Annotated in this window: 20 protein-coding genes; 10 read left to right on the plus strand and 10 right to left on the minus strand. The window is 68.5% G+C overall.

The features are described 5' to 3' along the window. Positions 1 to 384: 384 nt before the first annotated feature. Entirely contained in the window at positions 385 to 1182 is a 798-nt protein-coding gene (locus tag IE307_RS41695; protein WP_191305023.1) for a (2Fe-2S)-binding protein, read from the minus strand. 323 nt (positions 1183 to 1505) lie between these two features. Here IE307_RS41695 and IE307_RS41700 point away from each other — a divergent pair, with 323 nt between their 5' ends. The 5 genes from IE307_RS41700 to IE307_RS41720 all read left to right on the plus strand — a co-directional run bounded on the left by IE307_RS41700 (position 1506) and on the right by IE307_RS41720 (position 7196). Beyond that, a complete protein-coding gene (locus IE307_RS41700) occupies positions 1506 to 4070 on the plus strand; it encodes an ATP-dependent Clp protease ATP-binding subunit (RefSeq protein ID WP_191305024.1) in 2565 nt (854 codons plus the stop codon). A gap of 172 nt (positions 4071 to 4242) precedes the next feature. After that, positions 4243 to 4941: a YbaB/EbfC family nucleoid-associated protein gene (locus tag IE307_RS41705; RefSeq protein ID WP_229905571.1), complete on the plus strand. Its 699-nt coding sequence runs from the start codon at positions 4243 to 4245 to the stop codon at positions 4939 to 4941. Next, positions 4938 to 5258 (plus strand): WXG100 family type VII secretion target, encoded by a 321-nt coding sequence (locus tag IE307_RS41710; RefSeq protein WP_191305026.1) that lies wholly within the window; start codon positions 4938 to 4940, stop codon positions 5256 to 5258. The genes IE307_RS41705 and IE307_RS41710 overlap by 4 nt, the downstream gene beginning before the upstream one ends. Before the next feature lie 12 nt (positions 5259 to 5270). Beyond that, positions 5271 to 6386, plus strand: a complete 1116-nt coding sequence (locus tag IE307_RS41715; protein ID WP_191305027.1) for a hypothetical protein — start codon at positions 5271 to 5273, stop codon at positions 6384 to 6386. Positions 6387 to 6416: 30 nt separating this feature from the next. Continuing rightward, positions 6417 to 7196 carry a hypothetical protein gene (locus IE307_RS41720; RefSeq protein ID WP_191305028.1) on the plus strand — a complete coding sequence of 260 codons (780 nt, stop codon included), beginning with the start codon at positions 6417 to 6419 and terminating at the stop codon, positions 7194 to 7196. 1 nt (position 7197) lies between these two features. On the opposite strand, the gene IE307_RS41725 is transcribed toward IE307_RS41720, so the two are convergent. Then, positions 7198 to 7830: a DUF6928 family protein gene (locus IE307_RS41725; protein ID WP_191305029.1), complete on the minus strand. Its 633-nt coding sequence runs from the start codon at positions 7828 to 7830 to the stop codon at positions 7198 to 7200. Between the two features lie 96 nt (positions 7831 to 7926). Between IE307_RS41725 and IE307_RS41730 the strand changes: the two genes are divergently transcribed. After that, on the plus strand, positions 7927 to 8949 hold the full coding sequence (locus IE307_RS41730; RefSeq protein ID WP_229905572.1) for an endonuclease/exonuclease/phosphatase family protein: 1023 nt from the start codon (positions 7927 to 7929) through the stop codon (positions 8947 to 8949). Here IE307_RS41730 and IE307_RS41735 read toward each other — a convergent pair. The 3 genes from IE307_RS41735 to IE307_RS41745 are packed head-to-tail and all read right to left on the minus strand — an operon-like array spanning position 8921 to position 11485. Further along, complete coding sequence (locus IE307_RS41735; protein ID WP_229905580.1) at positions 8921 to 9715, minus strand: SIR2 family NAD-dependent protein deacylase; 795 nt, start codon at positions 9713 to 9715, stop codon at positions 8921 to 8923. The genes IE307_RS41730 and IE307_RS41735 overlap by 29 nt on opposite strands. Continuing rightward, positions 9715 to 10026 carry an antibiotic biosynthesis monooxygenase family protein gene (locus tag IE307_RS41740; protein WP_191305030.1) on the minus strand — a complete coding sequence of 104 codons (312 nt, stop codon included), beginning with the start codon at positions 10024 to 10026 and terminating at the stop codon, positions 9715 to 9717. Before IE307_RS41740 ends, IE307_RS41735 begins: the two co-directional genes overlap by 1 nt. Positions 10027 to 10036: 10 nt before the next feature. After that, positions 10037 to 11485, minus strand: a complete 1449-nt coding sequence (locus tag IE307_RS41745; RefSeq protein WP_191305031.1) for a M1 family metallopeptidase — start codon at positions 11483 to 11485, stop codon at positions 10037 to 10039. 15 nt (positions 11486 to 11500) lie between these two features. On the opposite strand from IE307_RS41745, the gene IE307_RS41750 reads away from it, so the two are divergent. After that, positions 11501 to 12247 (plus strand): alpha/beta fold hydrolase, encoded by a 747-nt coding sequence (locus IE307_RS41750; protein WP_191305032.1) that lies wholly within the window; start codon positions 11501 to 11503, stop codon positions 12245 to 12247. On the opposite strand, the gene IE307_RS41755 is transcribed toward IE307_RS41750, so the two are convergent. The 3 genes from IE307_RS41755 to IE307_RS41765 form a co-directional block, all read right to left on the minus strand. Next, positions 12196 to 12705, minus strand: coding sequence for a 2'-5' RNA ligase family protein (locus IE307_RS41755; protein ID WP_191305033.1), 510 nt, complete (start codon positions 12703 to 12705; stop codon positions 12196 to 12198). The genes IE307_RS41750 and IE307_RS41755 overlap by 52 nt on opposite strands. Beyond that, positions 12705 to 13694, minus strand: coding sequence for an HhH-GPD family protein (locus IE307_RS41760; protein WP_191305034.1), 990 nt, complete (start codon positions 13692 to 13694; stop codon positions 12705 to 12707). The genes IE307_RS41755 and IE307_RS41760 overlap by 1 nt, the downstream gene beginning before the upstream one ends. Before the next feature lie 103 nt (positions 13695 to 13797). Further along, positions 13798 to 14310: a beta-class carbonic anhydrase gene (locus IE307_RS41765; RefSeq protein ID WP_191305035.1), complete on the minus strand. Its 513-nt coding sequence runs from the start codon at positions 14308 to 14310 to the stop codon at positions 13798 to 13800. A gap of 153 nt (positions 14311 to 14463) precedes the next feature. On the opposite strand from IE307_RS41765, the gene IE307_RS41770 reads away from it, so the two are divergent. After that, the gene (locus IE307_RS41770) at positions 14464 to 15132 is read left to right on the plus strand and encodes a hypothetical protein (RefSeq protein ID WP_191305036.1); all 669 of its coding nucleotides are present in this window, start codon (positions 14464 to 14466) and stop codon (positions 15130 to 15132) included. Here IE307_RS41770 and IE307_RS41775 read toward each other — a convergent pair whose 3' ends face one another. Beyond that, complete coding sequence (locus tag IE307_RS41775; protein ID WP_191305037.1) at positions 15133 to 16236, minus strand: LacI family DNA-binding transcriptional regulator; 1104 nt, start codon at positions 16234 to 16236, stop codon at positions 15133 to 15135. 134 nt (positions 16237 to 16370) lie between these two features. Then, positions 16371 to 17408 carry a LacI family DNA-binding transcriptional regulator gene (locus IE307_RS41780; protein ID WP_191305038.1) on the minus strand — a complete coding sequence of 346 codons (1038 nt, stop codon included), beginning with the start codon at positions 17406 to 17408 and terminating at the stop codon, positions 16371 to 16373. A 222-nt stretch (positions 17409 to 17630) separates the two neighbouring features. Here IE307_RS41780 and IE307_RS41785 point away from each other — a divergent pair, with 222 nt between their 5' ends. Together IE307_RS41785 and IE307_RS41790 are read left to right on the plus strand one after the other, a co-directional pair. Then, complete coding sequence (locus IE307_RS41785) at positions 17631 to 18890, plus strand: extracellular solute-binding protein (RefSeq protein WP_191305039.1); 1260 nt, start codon at positions 17631 to 17633, stop codon at positions 18888 to 18890. A 57-nt stretch (positions 18891 to 18947) separates the two neighbouring features. Next, a complete protein-coding gene (locus IE307_RS41790) occupies positions 18948 to 19865 on the plus strand; it encodes a carbohydrate ABC transporter permease (protein ID WP_373306082.1) in 918 nt (305 codons plus the stop codon). The last annotated feature ends 20 nt before the right edge of the window (positions 19866 to 19885 follow it).

The following is a 19885-nucleotide window of genomic DNA, read 5'->3' on the forward strand; positions in this document are numbered from 1 at the left end:
GCTGGCCACATGCAGGTAGGGGTGTCAACTCGACGAAAAGCGCGTCGAGTTGACACCCCTACCTGCATGCAGCAAGAGCTGTGGCGCGACTCGTGACGGGACCCCACCGCCGAGGCCTCCTGCTAAGGACGGCTCGCCTGCGGCATCGCGAGCGATCTGCGTGCCCGTTGCGCGTGCTCTGACGGCTCGCCTTCGGCATCGCGTGGGAGGGCAGCTCGCCTTCGGCATTGCGTGGGGAGGCGGCTTGCCTTCAGCGTCGCGGGCCTGCCTCACGTTCCGGGCCTGCCGGGAGTTCCGGACCTGCCGGGACTGTCAGACCTGCTCTGTACGTTGGGTCGCGGGGGGTGCTCAGCCACGGGGGACCCTTGCGGGAGCGTGCGAAGGTCAGTTGCAGGTGCGCGGGCAGGCCGTGCAGGGCTCCGCGTTCGGCAGGACGTAGTGGAAGCAGCAGGAGTTCCGCTTGCGCTTCCAGCCCTCGTCGGTGAGGTGCAGTGAGGAAGCCGCCACGAACGGGGCCAGCTTTTCCGGGAGGATCATGGCGGCGTCGGTGACGCCTGCGTTCTCGTCGCCGAACATGCGGCCTGCCGCCCACGGGGCGTACTCCAGCATGTCCGTCGCCGCTGCCCAGAGTTGGCGGCGGCCGAAGCGGACCACCTGGCCGAAGGAGGCCACGAACTGGGCTGCGTGGGCTGCGTAGCGGGCGCGGAGGAGGGCGGCGAGGGCTGCCTCGTTGGCCACGACGGTGGCGGCCGGGTGGTTCGAGGCCGGGTCGTCGGGGAGGCAGGCGAACTCGTCGCACATCAGGGCGGTGCCGTCGGGGTGCGGGCGGCCCTGCGCGGCGATGCGGAACGCCATGTCGGAGGGCTTGAGGGTGGGGACGCGGCGGGCCGTGTGGAAGAGGAGGCCTGCCAGGTTGGCGGGCTGGTGGAGGTACCAGCCCATGACGTAGCCGGCGGTGGCCCTGTCGTCGGACTCGCCGTACTGCTCGACCATCCACTCGGCGAGGTCCTTGCGCCACAGGTCGAAGCGGGTGGGCTCGGCCAGGAGGTCGGAGCAGGTCGTCCAGTCGCCGGAAGGGGTGCCGAAGATGATTTCGGTGCCGGTCTGCAGGCGGGCGATGGACTCGGCCAGAGGCGTGAGCGCACGCGGGTTCTGCTGTGAGACCCTCGCAGGTACGGTCAACGCGCAAGTCCAATCTCATCGAGACTGTATGAGGCTTGCCTAACCTTACCCAAGACACCTGTTCTGTGCCTCCCGAGGTGGCCCCGGTCACAGGAGTTTCGCTCGACGGTGGGTTGTTCGCGTTCAGCGGACATCGCCCGATCTGTGGAATCCGTCGGGTCCGACCTGCGTTGATGCTGATGTCAATGTTCCACGGACGCGGCTGGCCGCTTACGGGAACCACAGGCCTCGGTACCGCCTACTACAGTGGAGCCACGGTGCCGCGCTCACCAGGGTAGATCGGTGGAGCCGAGGACCGCCGACGCAGCAGTCAGGGAGTGCGAATGTTCGAAAGGTTCACCGACCGCGCGAGGCGGGTGGTTGTCCTTGCCCAAGAAGAGGCACGGATGCTCAACCACAACTACATCGGCACCGAGCACATCCTCCTGGGTCTGATCCACGAGGGTGAAGGTGTCGCCGCCAAGGCGCTCGAGTCGTTGGGGATTGCGCTGGAAGGCGTCCGCCAGCAGGTCGAGGAGATCATCGGCCAGGGCCAGCAGGCCCCCAGCGGTCACATCCCCTTCACCCCACGTGCGAAGAAGGTCCTGGAGCTCTCACTGCGTGAGGCGCTTCAGCTCGGCCACAACTACATCGGCACCGAGCACATCCTGCTCGGCCTGATCCGCGAGGGCGAGGGCGTCGCCGCCCAGGTCCTCGTGAAGCTCGGCGCCGACCTCAACAGGGTGCGGCAGCAGGTGCTGCAGCTGCTGTCCGGTTACTCGACGGAGAAGGGCGCGTCGGAGTCGACCGGTCGTGGCGAGGGCACGCCGTCGTCGTCCCTGGTGCTCGACCAGTTCGGGCGCAACCTCACTGCCTCGGCGCGTGAGGGCAAGCTCGACCCGGTGATCGGGCGCACCAAGGAGATCGAGCGGGTCATGCAGGTGCTGTCCCGCCGCACCAAGAACAACCCGGTCCTCATCGGCGAGCCCGGCGTCGGCAAGACCGCCGTCGTCGAGGGCCTGGCGCAGATGGTCGTCAAGGGCGAGGTGCCCGAGACGCTCAAGGACAAGCAGCTCTACACGCTCGACCTCGGCTCGCTGGTCGCGGGCTCGCGCTACCGCGGTGACTTCGAAGAGCGCCTGAAGAAGGTCCTCAAGGAGATCCGCACGCGCGGCGACATCATCCTGTTCATCGACGAGATCCACACGCTCGTCGGCGCGGGTGCCGCCGAGGGCGCGATCGACGCGGCTTCCATCCTGAAGCCGATGCTCGCGCGCGGTGAGCTGCAGACGATCGGCGCCACCACGCTCGACGAGTACCGCAAGCACGTCGAGAAGGACCCCGCGCTGGAGCGCCGCTTCCAGCCGATCCAGGTGGGCGAGCCGTCGCTCGAGCACACCATCGAGATCCTCAAGGGTCTGCGCGACCGGTACGAGGCGCACCACCGCGTCTCGATCACCGACTCCGCGCTGGTCGCGGCCGCCACGCTGGCCGACCGGTACATCAACGACCGGTTCCTGCCGGACAAGGCGATCGACCTCATCGACGAGGCCGGTGCGCGGATGCGCATCCGCCGGATGACCGCGCCGCCGGACCTGCGCGAGTTCGACGAGAAGATCGCGGACGTGCGTCGCGACAAGGAGTCCGCGATCGACGCGCAGGACTTCGAGCGCGCGGCGAAGCTGCGTGACGCTGAGAAGCAGCTCCTGGGCCAGAAGGCCGAGCGGGAGAAGCAGTGGAAGGACGGTGACCTGGACGTCGTCGCGGAGGTCGACGACGAGCAGATCGCCGAGGTCCTCGCCAACTGGACCGGCATCCCGGTGTTCAAGCTCACCGAGGAGGAGACCACGCGTCTGCTCCGCATGGAGGACGAGCTGCACAAGCGGATCATCGGCCAGGTCGACGCGGTCAAGGCCGTGTCGAAGGCGATCCGCCGCACCCGCGCCGGTCTGAAGGACCCGAAGCGCCCCTCCGGCTCGTTCATCTTCGCCGGCCCGTCCGGTGTCGGTAAGACCGAGCTCTCGAAGGCGCTCGCGAACTTCCTGTTCGGCGAGGACGACGCGCTCATCCAGATCGACATGGGCGAGTTCCACGACCGGTACACCGCGTCGCGGCTCTTCGGTGCCCCTCCCGGTTACGTCGGCTACGAAGAGGGCGGCCAGCTCACCGAGAAGGTGCGCCGCAAGCCGTTCTCGGTCGTGCTCTTCGACGAGATCGAGAAGGCCCACCAGGAGGTCTACAACACGCTGCTCCAGGTGCTGGAGGACGGCCGCCTGACCGACGGTCAGGGCCGGACGGTGGACTTCAAGAACACCGTCATCATCTTCACGTCCAACCTGGGCACGTCGGACATCAGCAAGGCAGTGGGCCTCGGCTTCACCTCGGGTCAGGACGGCGCGTCCAACTACGAGCGCATGAAGAACAAGGTCAACGACGAGCTGAAGAAGCACTTCCGCCCCGAGTTCCTCAACCGCATCGACGACATCATCGTCTTCCACCAGCTGACTCAGGACGAGATCATCAAGATGGTGGACCTGATGATCGCCCGCGTCGAGACGCAGCTGAAGAACAAGGACATGGCGATCGAGCTGACCGACAGGGCCAAGGCCCTGCTCGCGAGGCGCGGCTTCGACCCGGTCCTGGGTGCTCGTCCGCTGCGCAGGACGATCCAGCGCGAGATCGAGGACACCCTGTCGGAGAAGATCCTGTTCGGCGAACTCCAGCCGGGCCAGATCATCATCACCGACGTCGAGGGCTGGGACGGCGAGTCGGACCAGCACGACAAGGCGAAGTTCGTGTTCCGCGGCGAGGCCAAGCCGAACCGCGTGCCGGACGCCCCGCCCGTCGACCTCACCGCCACCGCGGCCGCCCCCGAGCAGCACGACGCTCCGGCGACCGAGACCGAGTGAGCTAGACAGCACGACCTGAACGGCCCCCAGGCTTCCCGCCCGGGGGCCGTTCTCGTGTGCGCGACCGAAGGGTCACAAGGCCATGTGGATTTGACCGTTTCGCCTGTGCGCCGGCGGTTCGATGTCGACAATCTCTGGTCACGGTGACCTGAAGGAAAGCGAGGCCCCAGCGGTGTCGGCTGAGTTCGACCAGCTAGTAGCGCAGTTCGAGCGGTTCCAGTCCCAGATGAAACGCGTCGACCAGCAGTTCGCCAACATCGGCGACATGCAACAGCAGTTGGTCGACCTGGAGGCCGTGGCCACGTCGGCGGACCGGGCGGTCACCGTCGTCGCAGGTCCCTCCGGTTCGATCAAGGACATCAGGCTCACGGACCAGGCCATGCGGCGCCCGCCGCACGCGCTGGCCGCCGAGCTGATGTCCACGCTGCAGAAGGCGGTCGCGGAGGCGGCGCGCCGCCAGGCGGGGATCGTGGAAGGGGCACTGGGCGACGACATGCACCTCAAGGACCAGGTCCTGGAGACGCAGGCGCAGCTCTTCGGAATGTCCAAAGAGGACCTTCGGCGGGCGACCGAGGAGGAGGCGCAGGCCCCTGCGCCGCCACGGCCCCCGATGCCGCCGCAGGCTCCGCCCGCACCCCAGACGGGGCCGATCCGCCAGCCGCCTCCCGCGCCGGTGCCACCGAACCGGCAGCAGCCTCCCCCTCCGCCGCCACGCAGGCAGGCGCCAGATGCTCCCGAGGACTTCGGCGACCAGAACGTGCTCCGCGGCGACTCGTGGCAGTCACGGTCCCCGCAGCCCCCGCCCCAGGCACCGCCGAAACAGGGTGGCGGCTACCTGAACCTCTACGACGACGACGAGGACGGACGATGAGCGGCTTCGAGGTCGAACCTGCGGAGCTGACGGCGTTCGCGGGCAAGCTGGACGGTCACAAGGGCACGGCGGGGGAGATCGCCGGGCTCGTGGACAAGGCGGACGTGGGCCAGAAGTCGTGGGGGATCGTCGGCCTGTTCGTGAAGGACGAGTACGACCAGATGCTCGCCGACCTCAAGGACCTGATGAAGGACCTGCAAGACGGGTTGCAGTCCGCGGGCGACAAGTTCCGCGGCACCGCTCAGGGCTATCAGGACCAGGAGGACGCCCTGCAGGCGATCTTCAGCGGCGTCGACATCGACATCAGCGGGAAGTAGGGGGCGCCGGCAATGGCGGAAGAGGAGTTCGAGGCAGGCGGCGTCAAGATCACCGTCGGCGAGAAGACGACGGGGCAGAAGGCCGCGGAGGCCACGCCGTTCTACGGCAGCTACCTCAAGACCAAGGAAGCGGTCGGCAACAGCGGGGAGACCGGCGGCAGCGCCGCGCTGGCCTCCGAGGGCAGCGCGCTGATCAGCGCGGTCGGCACCGCCGCCCAGGGCATCGCGCTGGACCCGATCGGCTGGCTCGTCGGACAGGGGCTGAACTTCCTGATCAGCGTCTGCCAGCCGCTCGAGGACGCGATCCACTTCGTCAGCGGCGACGGCCCCGCCCTCAGCCAGGCTGGCGAGAACTACGGTGCGATCGCCGAGGGCATCGGCAAGCTGCGTGAGACGTTCGACCAGGACCTGTCGAGCTCGGTGCAGAGCTGGGGCGGTCCGACGGCCGAGGTCGCCAGCACCAAGCTGGGTGAGTTCGCCAGCGGCATCGACGGCGTTGCGGGTCAGGCGGGCGAGCTCGCCGAGATGCTGATGATCTCGTCCATGATCATGACGATCATCGAGGACATCATCAAGGCCATCCTCACCGAGCTGATCACCTGGCTGATCATGATCTGGATCCCGGCGCTGGCCGCCGCGGTTCCGAGCTTCGGCGCCTCCACCGCCGCGGCGGGCGCCGCCACGGGTGTCCGCGTGGCCTCGACGGCGAGCCGGGTGTCCCGCATCGTCGCGAAGCTGCGCCAGTTCCTGCAGAAGATCATGCAGTTCCTGCGCAACCTCGGCGCCCGCCTCAAGAACGTGCGGACCGCGTTCCAGAAGTCCATGGCGGACAAGAAGGTCGCGAGCCACGCGGCCGACGTGCAGCTGCGGGGCCTGAGCAACCTGCAGAAGCTCAAGGCCAATCCGCTCACCCGTCTGAACAGCAAGGACGGCATGATCGGCGAGCGCGTGCAGCAGGGCTTCGGCAAGTCGATGGCGGACGCGGCCGGCAACGAGGCGCTGGCGCAGGTCAACCCGACGCACGAGAAAGGTCTGCGCAACGAGGGCATGGCCGACAAGGCCAACTCGTACGACCAGACCGGCTCTGACCAGTCGAAGCAGCGCATCGAGGGCTACCTCGACATCTGACTCACCTGAACCACCGGGGGAACGGACGACATGGAACCGTGGAAGCTCAAGCTGGGACTGCTCGTATTGATCCTGGTGGCTCTGATCGCGCTGGTGTTCTGGTGGAGGTCGCGCAAGGAACGCCAGGACGCCCTCGACCACGCCGCCGAACTGGCCAAGTTCGCGGCGGGTCTGGGCGGCACGCTCACGGTTGCATCCGCCTGGTCTGCTGACCTGCGCCGTCCGTTCGCGGAGGAGTACGGCGACGTGATCGGCTGGCTGCACCGGGCGTCGGAATCGCGGTTCGACCACGCCGTCGACTTCGAGCGGTACGGCTGGCAGGTCCGGGTGACCGAGGCGTCGATCGAGCTGAACAGCGCGTCCACCCAGGACAAGGTGGTCACCCACGTCGAGCACCGGATCGAGGTGGCGACCGCCGGCCTGGTACCGCTGAAGCTCGCCATCAACAGTCTCGGAGGAGGCCGTGGCGCACCGAGGTGGGTGGCCGAGGCGCCTCAGAGCCTCGCCTCCAGCTCGCAGCCGCAGTGGCACGAGCTGAGGCTGCCCGCGGGCCTGGACCAGCTGTACCTGGCGGCCACCGCCGATCCGCACCGGGCGGCCGCGATGATCACCCCGGCGGTCGTGCAGCGACTGCAGGGCGAGTCGCAGGCGGGCAACCTGCGGACCCTCACGGTCGAGGCGGGCATCGCCTACACCGTGGAGACGGGGCCGATCGTGCCGACGTCGGTGATGCAGACCGTCGACGCGATCATCGGTGTGCTCGACCGGATTCCGGGCGCGCAGCCGAGGAGCTCGGCACCCACCGCCTGAGTCAGCGCGGCGTCACGGTGTAGCCCGCCAGCACGACCTCCTCCAGGTCCGGGTCGTCGTCCTCCCAGGCGCCCTCGTAGTTGAACCCGAACAGCTCGCGCAGGGCCGCCTCGGCCAGTTCGAGCGGGTGGAAGCGGAACGGGTACTCCTCGTCCGGGTCCAGGGACGCGAGGAACTCCGGGTCGCCCGCCAGGTACTTCTCCTCGAACGGCAGGGGAGTGCCGACGTCGGCGATCACGCCGCTGTCCGGCGAGAGGCTGTACGCGCGGCGCAGGGTGCCGTCGGGCTCCCAGATGGCGTAGGAGAAGAAGTCGACGACGCTGTGCATCGCGTGCAGGTAGAGGGTGCGGCCCGCCGCTTCGCTGACGAAGCGCGCGGGCAGGTCGGTGTACGAGTCGCCGGCCGCTTCCCAGGTGCAGATGACGGACAGGCCCGGGAAGACGCCCGCGTAGACCTTTCCCTCCGGTGGGTTGCTGTAGTGGAGGTTGCCGTCTTCTACCGGGCTGATGTCGTGCGACGGGTAGAGGCGCCGCACGAAGGCCTCGGTGGCCTCCCTGTCGAGCTTCGGTGACGCGCGCAGCACCTTGCTGACGTCGTCTGACGCGTAGAAGAGCATCCAGTCCTTGGCACCCACGATGGTCCCCCTCAGGTCGGTTGGGTCCAGTGTGGCGGAGGGGTCTGACAGTTCCCGGCAGGCAACGGGAGTGGACCTCTGGCCGTCCTTCAGGGTGTGAAGACCACACCGGAGACCGACGCGCGCTCGGGCACACTGCACGACGTGGTCACCACCGAGGTGAAGCCGCCGCGAAGCGGGTTCGCCACGTTCCTGCTGGTCGTGTGCGCGATGGCGTTCGTCACGGCGGCACTGGTCAGGCTGCTCGGCATCGACGGGACGCGGTACATGATCGCCGCGACCTCGCTGACCCCGTACATCACCGTTCTCGGGCTGCTCATCGGGTTGTTCGCGCTGTTCCGCAGGCGGTGGGTGGTCGGGCTGACGATGACGCTCGTGGGGGTCGTGCTCGTCGCGAACGTGGCGCCGAGGGCGTTCCCCGACTCGCGGCCGAACGGGGTCGGGCAGCAGGTCAGGCTGATGACCTCGAACCTCCTCGTCGGCATCGCGGACGCCGGTGCGATCGTCCGCGAGGTCAAGGCGCGCCGGGTCGACATCCTCGCCATGCAGGAGCTGACGCCGGAGATGGTGCGCGACCTCGAACGCGCCGGGCTGAACCAGGTGCTGCCCAACCGGGTCTTCCTCGACGAACCGGGCGGGTCGGGCAGCGGCATCGCCTCGAGGTTCCCGCTCTCGCAGCGGAACTTGACGCCGCCCGGCACGTTGCAGCAGGCGGGGGCGCTCGTGGACCTGCCGGGCAAGGACATCGAGGTCGTCTCGGTGCACCCGCTGCCGCCCGTCGTCACCGCCGGGCCGGAGGCGTGGCAGCGCGAGCTCGCCGGGCTGCCCTCGCCCGACTCGACCGGCGCGATCAGGGTGCTCGCGGGCGACTTCAACGCCACCCTCGACCACGTCGGACTCACGCGGCTGCTCAACAAGGGGTACGTGGACGCCGCCGACCAGGTCGGCAAGGGACTGATCCACACGTGGCCGTCGAGCAGCGGGTTCTGGCCTCCGCCGGTCACGATCGACCACGTGCTGGTGGACTCGAAGGTGCTCGTGGACACGGTGGACGTGTTCGACGTGCCCGGCAGCGACCACCGGGCCGTCGTCAGCCAGTTCGTCGTGCCAAGGCTGTGAGGGCTTCCAGGGCGCCGACGGGAAGAGACACACCACGGCCGTGCCGCACGGCGGGCTCACGGGTGTTGATCCTGATCAGCGAACCGGTGGCGGCGCTCGCCAGCTCCGCCTGACGCCGCACGGTCGGCACGGCGGTGCCGGCGCCGATCTCGACCACGGCGAGCTTGCGGTGCGTGCGACGCCACTCCGTCAGCGAGTCCAGCTGCGCCTGGCTGCGGTGCGGGACCCAGCCCCAGTCGCCGAACATCAGGATGTTGGGCCGCGCCAGCCCGCCGCAGTTCGGGCAGGACGGCAGCTCGCCCACCGCCCGCATCGTCTCCGGATCGACCGAGACGTCGAACGAGCACTCCCAGATCTCGTCCGTGCACGGTTCCACGCACTGGGCGTGGTGGATCGACCCGTGGACCTCGGCCACGTCCGCGAACCCCGCCCGCTGGAACTGGCCGTCCACGTTGGACGTGAAAGCGCGCGCACCCCACGACCGCAGGACGGCGAAACCCTCGTGCGGCACGGTCGCGCGGTACAGCGCGAGCCGGTGGCCGTAGAAACCCCATGCCAGCGCCGGGTCGTCGGCGAAGTGCACGGGGTCGGCGATCTCTTCGAACTTCAGCCCGAGCCGCTCGTAGGGCGGGTACGCCCGCCAGAAGCCCTCGGTGCCGCGGAAGTCGGGGAGACCCGAGTCGACCCCCATGCCGGCACCGGCGCAAACGAGGACGGCGTCCGCGCCGGTGATCAGCTCGGCGGCTCTGTCGTAGGCCTCTTCGATCACTGCTTGGGCTTGCTGCCCAGCACGACCTCGAACTCCAGCAGGTCGGCGCCGCTCGACACGGGCCGTGCGCGCTCACCGGAGTGCGCGGCCGCACCGGCCTGACCGTCGCGCCACGCCACGAAGGCCTCGTCGGTCTCCCAGTGCGTGACGACGAAGTAGCGGTCCTCACCCGCGACCGGGCGCAGGAGCTCGAAGCCGAGGAAGCCGGGCTGCTCGTCGACCGCGCCCAGGCGGGCGGCGAACCGCTTCTCGAGCTCGGGGCCGTTGCCCTCGGGGACCTTGATCGCGTTGATCTTCACGACTGCCATGAGAACCAGCCTAGCGGCGCACACCGACAGGCAGCAGGTACTGATCGCCGGGAATGCCCGAGTCCCGGAACCAGGCCTTGAAGAACGCGTCCAGCGGCTGTCCCGAGGCCTGCTTGAAGTGGTCCTCGAACTCGGGCCAGGTGGCGTTGCCCTCGCGGTGCTTCTCCGTCCACGACTGCAGGGCCTTGAAGAACACGTCGTCACCGACCTGCTTGCGCAGCGCGTGCATGCCCAGGATGCCCTTGTCGTAGACGCCCCGGAACTCGTTGCCCTTGCCCATGTCGTAGAGCTTCGGCGCCCAGAACGACGACCGCTCGCGCCGTTGCTCGACCTGCTCGCGGTAGCGCTGGTCGAGGTCCGTGCCGTCCTTCTCCAGCCACAGCCACTGCGCGTAGGACGCGAGGCACTCGTTCAGGCAGATGTCCGCCCAGTTCTCGATCGACACCGAGTCGCCGAACCACATGTGGGCGTTCTCGTGCACGAGCGTCTCCAGGTCGGCCCACGCCGCGTAGATCGGCCGGGTCTGGGTCTCCAGCGAGAACCCGATCTGGTCCGCCACCCAGATGCCGCCGGCGGCGCGCTGCGGGTACGGGCCGAACTTCGTCTCCAGGTAGGCGAGGACCTGCGGCAGCTGCGACTGGATCGGCTTCTTCTCGGCGGACGTGCCGGGCGCGTAGGCGTCGACCACCGGCGTGCCGTTGGGCAGCTTCGAGCGCACCACCTCGAACTTGTCGATGGCCACCGTGGCCAGGTACGTCGCGAGCGGGGTCTCCTCGGACCAGGTGAACGTCGTCCAGCCGCCGCTGCGCGCCACCGGCCCCTCGATGCCGTTCGAGATCACCGTCCAGCCGTCGGGGACGCGGGCCGAGACCTTCAGCGCCGCCTTGTCGCGCGGGGTGTCGTTGGCCGGGAACCACGTCGTCGCGGAGTGGGGCTGACCTGCGGCGAACGCCCCGCCGGTCGACGAGATCTGCCAGCCGCTGCGGCCCAGCGAGGCGTCGTTGATCGTGGTGGGCTTGCCGCCGTAGGTGATCGTCGTGGTGAACGGCTTGCCCTTCGCGAGCGGGGCGGCGGGCGTGATCACCAGCTCGTGGTCGCCCTCCTGCACGAACTTCGCGGGCTGATCGCCGACCTTCACCTCGCTCACCTTCAGGGCTTCGAGGTCGAGGTTGAAGCGCGAAAGGTCCTCCGACGCGGTCGCGGTGACGGAGGCGACGCCGTCGAGCTGCTGGGACCCCGGGTCGTAGGTGATCGCCAGGTCGTAGAGCGTGACGTCGTAACCGCTGTTGCCGTCCGTCGGGTAGTACGCGTCGCCCGCGCCCGCACCGGCCTCCACCGCTGCCTGCGGTGACGTCTCCTGCTGCTTCGCCGGGTCGTTGCTCGGCGTTCTGAACACGACGAGCAGACCTGCGACGAGCACGATCAACACCAGGGCGATCAGGTACGGGCGGGCCTTCATGCGTTAATCATCCCTGTGTCGGTGGTCGAGTTCGGCGGAACGGGTCAAGGCGTGCTCCTCCTGCACGGCCTGATGAGCAGGGCCACCGCCTGGTGGCCGGTCGCGCAGTGGCTCGAGCCGTTCGGCCGCGTGGTCGGGATCGACCAGCGCGGACACGGCAGGAACCCGCGGCGGGGACCGTTCCGCACCGAGGACTTCGTCGCCGACGCCGCTGCCGCCATCGAGGAGCTCGGCCTCGGGCCCGCCGTGGTGATCGGGCACTCCATGGGCGGGCTGCACGCGTGGTGTCTCGCGGCGACCCGTCCGGACCTGGTGCGCGCGATTGTGGTCGAGGACTTCGCCCCGGACAACAGGGGCCGCACGATCGACGAGTGGAAGTGGCTCTTCGACGCCTGGCCGGTGCCCTTCCAGTCGCTCGGGCACGTGACGTCGTACTTCGGCGCGCCGCTGTTCGCCGAGTACTTCGAGGAACGCGAGGACGGCTGGCACCTGATCGCCGAGATGGACGACCTCTACGAGATCGCCGGCCACTGGGGCACGCGGGCCTACTGGGAGTTCATCGACGCCGTGCGGTGCCCGTCGTTGGTGATCGAGGCGGGCAAGGGCGGCCAGCTACCAGGGCAGATGGCCGAGGCGGCGCGCCGGTCGAAGGGCCAGTACCTCTACGTCGAGGAGGCTGGTCACGTCGTGCACGACAGCGCGCCGTGGGTCTACCGGGGTGCTGTGGAGGCCTTCTTGAGCACGTCGATCTCGCCGCTCTGAGTGTCGACGATCGACACCTCGCGGACCTTCGCGCGGATCGGCTCCACCGGGAAGACGGTGGCGAACGCGGCCTTCATCGCCTCGTCGTCGACGTCGTGCACGAGCGTGCAGTGCGGCACCCAGTTGCCCGGCAGGTAGTAGGCGCTCGGGTTCTTGACCTTGCTCGCCAGCACGTCGTGGATCGCGGAGTGGACCGCGAGCAGTTCGGTGTCGACGACGGCGGCGAGCATCAGCACGTTCTCGGACGTGGAGAACGTGCTGAGTGAGTGCAGGTAGAGGTCGGGCATCCAGAGCCGTTCGAGGTCCTCGCGCAGCTCCTTGCGGACCTTGGGGCCGATGGTGGTCGCTACGGCGTAGGTGAGGTGCGGCGGGTACTGGAACTTCCCGCCGACCCGTTTCTGCAGCTCACGGACCTTCTTGTCCGCTTCGTCGTCGAAGAACGCCACGAGCGCGTGCATCAGATCGTCCCCTTGTTGGATTGTTGAACGATCCCTCGATCAGGCGGCGGGAAGAGGCCGTCGTGGGATTGTTGAACGATCCGACGAGCGGACGGCGAGCTGTCGTGGGATTGTTCAACAATTCCCTCACCGGGCAGGTGGAAGAGACCGTCGTGGGATTGTTCAACAAGTCCATCGCTCAACAGGGACACAAGGCACTTCTCGCGCTGCGTCACGTCGTTCCACACGACGTCGAGCTGGATCTTGGGCACCGGTCCGGGCGCACCCCGCAGCACGTCGAGCAGCTTGCCGCGCACCTGCCGGTCGGTGCCGGCGAACTTCTGCACCTTCTTCTCCGGCCCCGCATACGCAGGACGACCGGCGAGCTGCCACGCGCACTCGGTGTAGAGCGGGCAGTCGGCGCACTTCTGGTTCTTCGCCGTGCAGATCAACGCCCCGAGCTCCATCAACGCCGCCGAGAACACCGCGGCGTCGTGCTGGTCCTCGGGCAGGATCGCCTCGACGTCCCGCAGGTCCCGCTTGGTCGACGGCGGCCCGGCGTCACCGGCCCCGTGCACAGCCCGCGCAACGACACGACGGACGTTGGTGTCGACGACGGCGCACTTCTGCCCGTATGCGAACGTGGCCACCGCACGAGCCGTGTAGCTGCCGATGCCGGGCAACGACTCCAGCGTCTCGATGTCCGACGGCACCACGTCGCCGTGGTCGCGGGCGATGGCGGTCGCGGCCTCGTGCAGCCGCATGGCGCGGCGGGGGTAGCCGAGCTTGCCCCACATCCGCAGCACCTCGCCCTGCGAGGACGCGGCCATCGCGGACGGCACGGGCCAGCGTGCCAGCCACTCGTGCCAGATCGGCTCCACGCGGGAGACGGGTGTCTGCTGCAGCATGATCTCGCTGATCAGCACACCCCAGGCGGTGCAGTCGGGACGGCGCCACGGCAGGTCGCGGGCGGCGGTGTCCCACCAGCCCAGCAGCAACTCGTGATTCATCGCCTGCCATTGTCGCGCAACGAAAAGGCCCCCCGGAGGGGGCCCTTCACAAAGTCCTGCACAAGCCCTTCGCAGAGCCCTTCACGAGGACTCACGAGGAGCTTCAGGCGGCCTGGGACTCCGCCGAGTCGACCTCGCGGAGCTCACCGGTGTGCACGTCGTAGACGAACCCGCGGATCTTGTCGGTGTGCGGGATGAACGGGCTGTGCCGCAGCCGCGCCATCGACCCGCGCACGCTCTGCTCGACGACCTTGAACGCCTCGACGGCCCAGGTCGGGCGCAGGCCGGTGTCGGCCTCGAGCTCGTCCTTGAAGTCGTCCTCGGTCACCATCTCGAGACCGCAGTTCGTGTGGTGCACGAGCAGGACCTCGCGCGTGCCGAGCTTGCGCTGGCTCAGTGCGAGCGAGCGGATCGCGTCGTCGGTGACGACCCCTCCCGCGTTGCGCAGCACGTGCGCCTCACCCTGCTTCAAGCCGAAGATCTCGAACACCCGGATGCGCGAGTCCATGCAGGTCAGGATTGCCACCTGCAGGGACGGCTTCGCGGACGAACGGTCTCCGGGAACCACGTTCCCGAGCTCGTAGTTCCGCTTGAGCAGTTCGTCGATCGCGGTCATGTGACACACCTCCATGGCCTACCGGCGGACCCCGCATCGATTGGAACCGGTGTTAGCACACGTTCACAAGGGGTTCCGGCCAATATCACGTTCACCGGATCGAGCGACGCTCGCCTAAGCCTGGATCCGCGCTGGTCGGGCTACGTTCGGGCCGTGATCGAGCCCACAGGTCCGCTGCCGTCCACGGTGTACTGGCGCCGCCGTCTCGCCGCGATCGGGGCAGCGCTGGTCACACTCCTGCTGATCATCTGGATCGTCGGCATGTTCGGCTCCGACGGCGAGACCGCCCAGCCCACCAACGCCGCGGCGGCGTCCTCCTCGAACCCGCCGCCGAGCATGTCCGAGAGCCCGGCCGCCGCCTCGTCCTCCACGACCCCGCCGCCCTCACCCACGGAGGCCGCGCCGCCACCACCGCCTCCGGGGCCGCCGCAGCCGTGCCCCGACGACGTGATCGGCGTCGCGGCGAAGGCGAACAAGCCCTTCTACACCCTCGGTGACCAGCCGGAACTGTCCATGGACATCACGAACACCGGTCCGGTGCCGTGCATCAGGGACATCGGGCGCCAGCACCGCGAGCTCACGGTCCTGACCGCGGACGGCGCGACGGTGCTCTGGTCGAGCAACCACTGCCTGTCGGCGGTGGGCACCGAGACCCGCGTGCTGCAGCCGAAGGAGACGTTCAACTACGGCACGAAGTGGGCGGGCTCCACCTCGAAGGAGGGGTGCGGGGCCCACACGCGCGTGGGGCCCGGCGACTACCTGCTGGTGGCGAAGCTGGCCGGGAAGGCCAGCTCACCCGTTGTCTTCAGGCTCGAGCACTGATCACGGCCCGAACCAGCGCTCCTCGGCGCCCCCGCGCGGACCCGCCGACGTCTTGCCGATGATCAGCTCGGTCGCGAGGTTCACCGACCGCGGCCGCGTGCGCTCGTTGGCGTCGAGCAGCAGCTTGCCCGCCGCCCGGCCCTTCTCGAGCACCGGCTGGCGGACCGTCGTGAGCCCGGCCTCCTCGCCGGCGCGGATGCCGTCGAAGCCGGTCACCGAGATGTCGTGCGGGACGCGCAGGCCGCGGCGGGCCGCCTCGTTCATCGCGCCCAGCGCGAGCACGTCCGAGGTGCAGATCAACGCGGTGATCCCCGGATCGCGGTCGAGCACCTGGGCCGCGCCGGACGCGCCGGAGGCCATGTTGTGGTCGAAGCGCTCGGCGACGGGCACCTGCGACCAGTCGACGCCGGCCTCGCTGAAGGCCTCGGCGAGGCCCGACAGGCGGTTGCGCTGCACGTGGAAGTGCGCGGCGTGCTGGCGGTCCGGCGTCACGAAGCCGTCGTTGCGGTCACGCGCGAGGCGCATGCACACGACGCCGATGCGGCGGTGGCCCAGGCCGATGAGGTGCCTCGCGAGCTCGTACATCGCGCCGCGGTCGTCGATGCCGACGCGGTCCACGGTGCCGAGGTCCGGCTGGTCGCAGACCACGGTGGGCACCGGGCGCTCCAGCACGGCGGCGAGGTGCGGGTCGTCGTCGGGCACCGAGTAGACGACGAAGCCGTCGACACCCGCGCGGTGCACGGACGCGACGTCTTCGCGTTCGGGGTTCGCGGGCACCAGCAGCAGACCGGTCCCGGCGTCCTCGCACGCCAGCGCGAGGCCCTCCAGGAACCCGATCGCGGCCGGGTCGCGGAACGCGTACGACAGGTTCTCGGTGAGCAACAGGCCCACCGCACCGGCCTTGCGCGTGCGCAACGAACGCGCCACAGGATCCGGGCCGGGATAACCCAGCCTTCGGGCCGTGTCCAACACCCGCCGACGCAGCTCGGGAGAGAGCTGGTCGGGCCGGTTGTACGCGTTGGACACCGTTGTCCGGGAAACGCCCAGCTCAGCGGCCAGAGAGGCCAGCGTTGCCGGACGTCGCACATGCATCGACCGCGCCATGAAAGGACCGTAACGGTTCAGAACCAATTCGTGAAGCCAGGGTGACCTGCGTCCCTCCAATGACGCATCCGCGCAGGTTGACCCATCTGCCTTGTTCAGAAGTTGGTCCAGACCAATTAGGTCAACCGGTCATCTCATTTCGGAGGCGCAGACGATTCCCTCACGACCAGCCGCGGACGGAACACGCGCGTGTAGTTGTCGGTGCTCTGCCTGCGGCGATCCGGGTCCAGGCGCAGCACGAGCTCGTCGATCGCCGCCGCCGCCATCTCCTCGATCGGCTGCGCGAGCGTCGTCAAAGCGGGCGACGAGTAGGCGGCCAGCGGGATGTCGTCGAACCCGACGACCGAGAGTTCTTCCGGTACGGAGATCTTCCGCTGGTGCGCCTCGCGCATGACGCCGAGCGCCATGTGGTCGGACGAGCAGATGACCGCCGTCGGCGTCACCGTGTCGAGCAGTTGCGCCACCGCCTGACCGCCGCCCTCCGCGCTGAACGGCGCGTGCGCGACGTACTCCGAACCCGCCGGCAGGTGGTCCTCTTCGAGCGCGGCGGCCCAGCCGGCGCGCTTGAGCCGGGACGGCAGCGACCGCGCCGGACCCGAGACGAACCCGATCCGCTCGTGGCCGAGCTCGATCAGGTGCCTGGTGGCCATGTAGCCCGCGAGCTGCTCGTCCACCGTCACGTCGGGCACGTCCAGCGCGGGTGTGGCGCCGTTGAGGAAGACCATGTGGACGCCGTCGGCGAGGAGCTTCGCGTAGTAGCTCGGGCGCGGCGCCTGGCCGAGCGGCACCTCGACGTTGGTGATCTCCGGCGACACGAACACCATGCCCTCGACCCCGCGGGCCAGGAGCATCCGGACGTACTCCTCCTCGCCCATCGGGGCGCCGCTGCGGGTGTTGCACAGCAGCGACGAGTAGCCCAGGCGCGCGGCCCGCGTCTCCAGCGCCTCGGCGAACGCGGGGAAGACCGGGTTCGACAGCTCCGGCACCAGCAGGCCGATCACGCCCGTGCGTTGCAGCGCACCGAGGCCTCGTGGGGTGTACGGCATCTCCGCGAGCACCGACAGCACGCGCTGCCGGGTCTCCTCGTTCACACCCGCGCGCCTGTTGAGAACACGGCTCACGGTCGAGATGGACACCCCGGCTGCCCTGGCGATCTCGGACAGTCCGGACACGTTGCCTCCCAGCTCAGATCAGGTACGGCGCAAGCCTGCCGTGTCCAGAAAAATTTTGCAACGCGCGTTTGCAAGACAGGGCCGTTACGGCTTGGTTACGGTCGACGTCTTGACCTGACCATGGTTCGGGTAGTGAAATCGCCCGCAACATTCTCGCAAAAACTTGCAAGACCCTCGTCTCACTGGGAGACGGGGCCCCAGCTGGAGGGAACGGCAGCAACGATGCGACGGACAACCCTCGTGACCGCCATGGCGACGGGTGTCGCCCTCGTGCTCACCGCCTGCGGAAGCGGCGGATCGAGCAGCAACAGCGGATCCGACTCGGGCGAGGTGACCTTCTGGGACACCAGTGGTCCCAACGAGAGCCCGGTCTTCAAGAAGATCGCGGAAGGCTGTGCCACCAAGGACGGCTACAAGGTCAAGGTCGAGACGCAGGCCTTCGACGGCGCGCTCAACAACTACAAGACCGCGGCTCAGGGTGGTCAGGGACCGGACGTCTTCCGCTCCGAGGTCGCGTGGGTGCCGCAGCTCGCGAAGCTGGGCTACGTCGCGGACCTGTCGGACACCGACCTCGCGAAGGACACCTCCGACTTCCTGGAGGCCCCGCTCGGCTCCACCAAGTACGAGGGCAAGACCTACGCGGTGCCGCAGGTGACCGACTCGCTCGCGTTGCTCTACAACAAGAAGAAGCTCGCCGACGCCGGTGTCGAGCCGCCGAAGACGTGGGACGAGCTCAAGGCCGCGGCCGCGAAGCTCGGCGGTGAGAAGGCGTTCTTCCTCAACAACGACGCGTACTACGCGCTGCCGTTCATCTACGGCGAGGGCGGCGACCTGGTCGACGCCTCGGCCAAGAAGATCGTCGTGAACTCCGCGGCCAACGTGAAGGCGCTGGAGACCGCGAAGAGCCTGCTCGACGGCAAGGCCGCGACGACGGCGCTCGACGCGACGAACTCGTACTCGAACATGCAGGCCGCGTTCTCGTCCGGTGACGCCGCGATGGTCGTCAACGGTCCGTGGGCCGTCGCCGACTACCTCAAGGGCGCCGCGTTCAGCGACCCGGCGAACCTCGGCATCGCGCCGGTCCCCGGCCCGTCCGCGGGCAAGGGCAGCGCGCCGGTCGGTGGCCACGACTACGTGGTCCGCCAGGGCACCAAGGCGAAGCAGTCGTCCATCAAGTTCATCACCTGCATGGCGTCGGTCGAGTCGCAGGCGACCATCGCCAAGGAGCTGGGCCTGCTGCCGACCCGCAAGTCGGCCTACCAGAACGCCGACGTCAAGGCCAACGCCGTCGTCGCCGCGTTCGAGCCGGTCACCAAGGTCGCGCACGAGCGCCCGTGGATCCCGGAGGGTGGCGAGCTGTTCGACCCGCTGAAGGTCGGCTACGCGGACTTCCTCGCCGGTAAGAAGGACGCCAAGACCGCTCTTGACGACGTCGCGAAGGCGTACAAGGAGAAGGTCGTCACCGAGTACTCGATCGGCTGATCGTGTTGAGCGGCCGGGGTTTCACGACCCCGGCCGTTCGCCGGAAGGGGAGTCTCGGTGCGTCGGTTCCTGGACAGGTACTGGTACGCGTATGCGATGGTGCTGCCGGTCGTGGTGGTCATCGCGGTGTTGGTGCTCTACCCGCTCGCGCAGGGCGTGTTCTTCACCTTCACGAACATCAACGAGGGCAACATCGCCAACCCGATCCTCGATCGGCCGGCGAGCTACGACGTGGTGGGGTTCAAGAACTACGTCAACGTGCTCACCGGCGGGGAGTCGTTCGGTGCGTTCTGGGGCACGCTCGTCCGCACGTTGATCTGGACGTTCTCGTGCGTGTTCTTCCACTACACCATCGGTCTCGGCCTGGCGATGCTGCTGAACCGGCAGGTGAAGGGCCGCACCCTCTACCGCGTGCTGCTGATCCTGCCGTGGGCGGTGCCTGGGTTCATCAGCGCGTTCTCGTGGAAGTACATGTTCAACGCGCAGTACGGGATCATCAACCAGCTCCTGCGCGCGGTCGGCCTGCCGGACCCGGTGTGGCTCGGCCAGTCGAACTGGGCGCTGGTGTCCGTGATCATCGTCAACGTCTGGCTCGGCACGCCGTTCATGATGGTGGCGCTGCTCGGCGGGCTGCAGTCGATCCCGGGCGATCTCTACGAAGCGGCCGAAGTGGACGGTGCCACGCCGTGGCAGCGCTTCCGCCACGTCACGCTGCCGGGCCTGCGCTCGGTCTCGTCGACGGTGGTGCTGCTGGGCATCATCTGGACGTTCAACATGTTCCCGGTCATCTACCTGATCGCCGGGCCCAACCCGAACGCCCGGATCCTGGTCACCTACGCGTTCGAGCGCTTCTTCTCCGGCGCGTCCCGCGACTACGCCGTCGCTTCGACGTACGGCGTGCTGATCCTTTCGGTGTTGTTGGTGTTCGCCACGATCTACCGGCGGGCGCTGCGCAAGCAGGGCGAGGTGTGGTGACGTGACGCTCGATGCTTCGT

Origin of the sequence: Lentzea cavernae (genome assembly GCF_014653695.1) — a bacterium.
Taxonomy (GTDB): domain Bacteria; phylum Actinomycetota; class Actinomycetes; order Mycobacteriales; family Pseudonocardiaceae; genus Lentzea; species Lentzea cavernae.